Origin of the sequence: Actinophytocola sp., from assembly GCF_045807065.1 — a bacterium.
Classification (GTDB): domain Bacteria; phylum Actinomycetota; class Actinomycetes; order Mycobacteriales; family Pseudonocardiaceae; genus Actinophytocola.
In genome coordinates this window covers 1-5,129 of the sequence record NZ_JBJMIE010000754.1, presented here as the reverse complement: position 1 = coordinate 5,129, position 5,129 = coordinate 1, and the positions used below count along the sequence as shown (strand labels likewise).

Below are 5,129 nucleotides of genomic sequence, written 5' to 3'. Positions count from 1 at the left end.
GGCCGGCGGGCCGGCGGGGCGCCGGTGGCTCCTCGGCGCTCGGCCACGCGGGGGTGCCGCCGTTCGGGCCGCCACTCGGGCTGCCGTTCGGCGCGGCGCGGCGGGGTGCCGGGCGGGGCGGGGCGGGTGGTGGCTCGGCACGACGTGGCGCCGCGGGCGGCTCGGCCTCCGGCCACGCGTGGTTGCCGCCGCCGCCGTCCTTGCGTGCGTGGCCGCCGGCCCCGTTGCGGGGCTGGCCGTTCGCGCCGGCGGCCGCCGGCGCACCGGAGCCGTTGTGCCCCTGCCCGTTCGACCGCTCGTGGCGGCCGTTGCCGTTCGCGGGCCGGGCAGGCCGCTGGTGGTCTTCGTCGTCTTCCCAGAGCGGGCTCCAGAAGCCGGTCCGCTCCTCCTGCTGCTTCGGCTTCGACGCGCGCGGGTCCGAGTCCTCGCCAGTCGGCCATTCCGGCTCGCTCGCGCGATACCGGTGGTTGCGATGGTCACTCACGATGAGCAGGCCTCCCAGAGCGGCGGGCACGCGTGTGCCGCCGTACGGTGGTCATCAGTCTCGGAGCAGGCAAAACGGTGGGTTTCACTCCGCCGCTGTCCTCCTCCGTGGCTTGTGGGTGTCAAGTCCGCCCGTCCCCAGGACGTATGACTGCACCAGGTGGTTCCATCCACAGGTGCGGCAAACTTCGACGACGTAGACGGTGAACTCGGCGAAGAGCGCGGCCATGCGCGCCAGCTCCTCCGGCGCCCGCGCCGAACCGGACGCGTGCTTGAGCTCGTCACCGTATACCCAGGCGACCTTCGTCAGCGGCTCCTTGCGGCAGACGGGGCAGGTCACGTCGCTCGGCGCGCCGTGGAACTTGGCGGCCCGCAGCAGGTACGGATTGGCGTCACACACGTCCATGGTGCCGACGCGGCCAGAGTGCACCTCCGCGAGCAGCGCCTTGCGCTGCAACGCGTAGTCGACCACCTGCCGCTGTGTACGCACGGGGACAGCCTACGCGGAGCCGTTACCACGTCCACGAGCTGTTTGGCGTCCGGCGCGCTGACCTGTCGCCACTCTGGGTCGAAGAAGTGATGTCCGCATGTCTGTCACGGCGTTGACCTGCGTCTGATCGTCACACCTCCGCGTGGTTTCACCCGCTGGTTCCCAGCGTGATCACGACCACGTCCACTTCCGGAGACCACGTGGATGTATCGGGGCGATATAGTGAGCAGGTAGGTCGGTGCGATGGAGAGAGGTGGCAAATGCTCGAGTTCGCCATCCTCGGGTTGTTGCACGAGGCCCCGATGCACGGCTACGAGCTGCGCAAACGGCTGTTCGACATGCTCGGCACGCTGCGCGCGTTCTCGTACGGCTCGCTCTACCCCACGCTGCGCCGGTTGCTGAAGACCGGGCTCATCGTCGAGGAGGACCCGCAGGAGGACGCGGCTCGCGGTTCGTGGGGCAAACGCGCCAAGCGCGTCTACAAGCTCACCGCGGAAGGCAAGGAACGCTTCGCCGAGATGCTCGCCGACGTCGGCCCCCAGGCCTACGACGACGAGGGGTTCGGCGTGCACATGGCGTTCTTCTCCCGCACGCCCGCGGAGATCAGGATGCGCATCCTCGAAGGCCGCCGGCGTCGGGTGGAGGAACGGCGAGAGGGACTGCGCGCCTCGATGGCGCGAGCGGGTGAGCAGATCGACCGCTACACCCGCGAGTTGCATCGGCTCGGGTTGGAGGCCAGCGAGCGGGAGGTCCGCTGGCTCAACGAGCTGATCGCGGAGGAACAGAGGGAGCGGAAGGAACGACAGGACGGCGTCGAGTAGGCGTCGGCAGGTCAGTGCGGATCTGCACTCGGCATCGCCGCGGCTCGGGAGTGGCCGCGGCAGTAGAAGGGAGTACCGGCATGGGCGAGAACCGCAGTGTCCGGGTCGCGATCGTCGGGGTTGGCAACTGCGCGGCTTCGCTCGTGCAGGGCGTGCACTACTACCACGACGCGGACCCTGAAACCCGCGTACCAGGCCTGATGCACGTTCAGTTCGGCGATTACCACGTCCGGGACGTGGAGTTCGTCGCCGCGTTCGACGTCGACGCCAAGAAGGTCGGCCGCGACCTGTCCGAGGCGATCGTCGCGAGCGAGAACAACACGATCAAGATCTGCGACGTGCCGCCCCTCGGCGTGACCGTCCAGCGCGGCCACACGTTCGACGGGCTGGGCGACTACTACCGCGAGATGATCACCGAGTCCGACGAGGAGCCCGTCGACATCGTGGCGGCGCTGCGCGAGGCCCGGGTCGACGTGCTGGTGTCCTACCTGCCGGTCGGCTCGGAGGACGCGGACCGCTTCTACGCCCAGGCCGCCATCGACGCCGGCGTCGCGTTCGTCAACGCACTGCCGGTGTTCATCGCGTCCGACCCGGTGTGGGCCGCCAAGTTCACCGAGGCCGGCGTGCCGATCGTCGGCGACGACATCAAGTCCCAGGTCGGCGCCACCATCACGCACCGAGTGCTGGCCAAGCTGTTCGAGGACCGCGGGGTCGAGCTGCTGCGCACGTACCAGCTCAACTTCGGCGGCAACATGGACTTCATGAACATGCTGGAGCGCAAGCGCCTCCAGTCCAAGAAGATCTCCAAGACGCAGGCGGTCACCTCGCAGATCCCGCACGAGATGGCCAAGGCGGACGTGCACATCGGCCCGTCGGACCACGTGCCGTGGCTCGACGACCGCAAGTTCGCCTACGTGCGCCTGGAGGGCAAGGCGTTCGGCGACGTGCCGCTGAGCCTGGAGTACAAGCTCGAGGTCTGGGACTCGCCGAACTCCGCGGGTGTGATCATCGACGCGGTGCGCGCCGCCAAGATCGCCCTGGACCGCGGCATCGGCGGCCCGATCCTGTCGGCGTCGTCGTACTTCATGAAGTCCCCGCCGGAGCAGTACTCCGACTCGGAGGCCTACGACGCGGTCGAGAAGTTCATCGCGGGCGAGCTGGAGCGCTGACCGCTGTTCCTCTTCGGGGCCCGTGCGGTGGTCGTACGCCGCGCGGGCCCCGTGTCATGCCCACCCGTGTGACCGTGATCAACCCTCTCCCGGTCACGCAGCGCGCGAGCCGAACCGCGGCGGCGTGTAAGAAGCGCCGAACCCTATGGTTGAGGGCATGACCGACCGACCGTCAGCCCTGATCACCGGCGCGTCCCGCGGCATCGGCAGGGCCACAGCCGTTGCCCTCGGCGACACGCACGACCTGCTGCTCGGCGGCCGTGACGGGGAAGCGCTCGCGTCGCTGGCCGCCGGGCTGCCGTCGGCCCGCCCGTGGGTTGCCGAGCTGACCGACGAGAAGGCCCTGACCGGCGCGGTCGCCGGCATCGACCGGCTGGACGTGCTGGTCCACTCGGCCGGCATCTCCCGCCTGGGCGCCCTGGCCGACCTGACGGCCGCCGACTGGCGCGACTCGTACGAGATCAACGTCGTCGCGGTGGTGGAGCTGACCCGCCTGCTGCTCCCCGCGCTACGCGCGACCGCCGGCCACGTCGTGCTCGTCAACTCCGGCTCCGGCCTGAAGGCCAACCCCCGCTGGGGCGCCTACGCGGCGAGCAAGTTCGCCCTCCGCGCCTACGCGGACGTGCTCCGCGCGGAAGAGGAGCCGAACGGCCTCCGCGTGACCTCGGTCCACCCCGGTCGCACGGCAACGGACATGCAACGCGACGTCCGCCGCTTCGAGGGCGGCGACTACGTGCCCGAGCACTACATGCGCCCCGAGTCGGTGGCCGCCATCATCAGGGCCGCCATCACCACCCCGCGCGACGCCCACGTCCACGAGATCGTGATCCGCCAACCGAGCTAGCCGGGTATCCCGCACATGGACCGCCGACCTGCGGCGATGATCGGGACGCTGCGCCGGCTCAAGCGCGTGATCAGCCAAAACTCGATCATGTGCGGGAATCGGGGCTAGCGGAGCCGCGCCGTCACCGCGCCCGCGTCGGCCTGGACCTTCGCGCGGTCGACCCTCGTCGGCTCGCGGTCGGCGATCACCTGCTCGCCACCCACCCAGACGTCCCGCACGTCGCGGGCGCCCGCCGCCCACACCAGGTTGGCCAGCAGGTGCTCGTTGGGCACCGACAGGCCCGACGCGAACGCCTCCGACGACACGTCCACGTGCACGACGTCCGCCCAGCGGCCGGGCTCCAGCACGCCGAGGTCGTCGCGGCCGATCGCCGCCGCACCGCCGCGGGTGGCCAGGAGCAGCACGTCCGCCGCGGTCAGTGCCGAGGAGTCCATGGTGGACAGGCGGGCGAGCAGTGCCGAGAGGCGCATCTCCTCCCACAGGTCCAGGTCGTCGTTGCTCGCCGGACCGTCGGTGCCGAGGCCGACGCGCACGCCCGCGGCCCGCAGTGCCGGCAACCGGGCGATGCCCGACGCCAGCTTCGCGTTCGAGCCGGGGCAGTGCGCGACCGCGACGTCGTGCGTCGCGAAGATCGCGATGTCCTCGTCGGACAGGTGGACCGAGTGCGCGGCCAGAGTTCGCCCCTCCAGCAGGCCGAGCTTCGCCAGCAGCCGCGGCACCGAGCCGTACTCCGCCCGCTGTGCCGTGTCCTCGGCCAGCGACTCCGCCACGTGCAGCAGCAGCAACGCGTCCCGTGACCGGGCCGCCTCGGCGACCGTCGTCAGCGCGGCCGGGGTGAGCGTGTACGCCGAGTGCGGGCCGTACCCGATCTCGATCCGGTCGTGCGGCCGCAGCCCGTCCACGTCGATGCGCGCGCTCACCTCGTCCAGCTGCGTGCGCCAGTTGTGGCCCGGCGTGTCGACGACGGCCGGGCCGAGCACCATCCGTCCACCCGTTGCGAGCACGGCGCGGATCATGCGCTCGGGCTGGAAGTACTGCTCGACGCTCGTCGTGATGCCGTTGCGCAGCATCTCCACGGAGCCGAGCAGCATGCCCGCCTCGATGTCCGCCGGCGACAGCAGCGACTCCGCGGGCCAGATGATCTCCTCCAGCCACCGGATCAGCGGCAGGTCGCCACCCATCCCGCGCAATACGGTCATCGGGCTGTGCGCGTGGGTGTTGATCATGCCGGGCAGCAGGATGCCGGGCAGCGACCGCGCCGGGCCGGTGAACCGAGGTGCCGACGCGAACGGGCCGACGTAACCGAGGCGGCCGGAGTCGTC

The 5,129-nt window shown here is 70.7% G+C and carries 5 protein-coding genes and 1 pseudogene; 3 read left to right on the top strand and 3 right to left on the bottom strand.

Annotated elements, in window-relative coordinates; all coding sequences use genetic code 11:
• Both ACJ73U_RS44035 and ACJ73U_RS44030 read right to left on the bottom strand, forming a co-directional pair.
• Window positions 1–484, bottom strand: a pseudogene (locus ACJ73U_RS44035) (hypothetical protein); the annotation flags it as partial.
• An 84-nt stretch (window positions 485–568) separates the two neighbouring features.
• Window positions 569–973 carry a DUF5318 domain-containing protein gene (locus tag ACJ73U_RS44030; RefSeq protein WP_407783747.1) on the bottom strand — a complete coding sequence of 135 codons (405 nt, stop codon included), beginning with the start codon at window positions 971–973 and terminating at the stop codon, window positions 569–571.
• Window positions 974–1,233: 260 nt separating this feature from the next.
• On the opposite strand from ACJ73U_RS44030, the gene ACJ73U_RS44025 reads away from it, so the two are divergent.
• The 3 genes from ACJ73U_RS44025 (at window position 1,234) to ACJ73U_RS44015 (ending at window position 3,807) form a co-directional block, all read left to right on the top strand.
• Window positions 1,234–1,794: a PadR family transcriptional regulator gene (locus tag ACJ73U_RS44025; RefSeq protein WP_407783746.1), complete on the top strand. Its 561-nt coding sequence runs from the start codon at window positions 1,234–1,236 to the stop codon at window positions 1,792–1,794.
• Between the two features lie 80 nt (window positions 1,795–1,874).
• Entirely contained in the window at window positions 1,875–2,963 is a 1,089-nt protein-coding gene (locus ACJ73U_RS44020; RefSeq protein ID WP_407783745.1) for an inositol-3-phosphate synthase, read from the top strand.
• A gap of 157 nt (window positions 2,964–3,120) precedes the next feature.
• Window positions 3,121–3,807 (top strand): SDR family oxidoreductase, encoded by a 687-nt coding sequence (locus ACJ73U_RS44015; protein ID WP_407783744.1) that lies wholly within the window; start codon window positions 3,121–3,123, stop codon window positions 3,805–3,807.
• Between the two features lie 104 nt (window positions 3,808–3,911).
• Here the strand turns inward: ACJ73U_RS44015 and ACJ73U_RS44010 are convergent.
• A partial coding sequence (locus ACJ73U_RS44010) for an amidohydrolase family protein (RefSeq protein WP_407783743.1) occupies window positions 3,912–5,129 on the bottom strand: 1,218 nt, incomplete at its 5' end.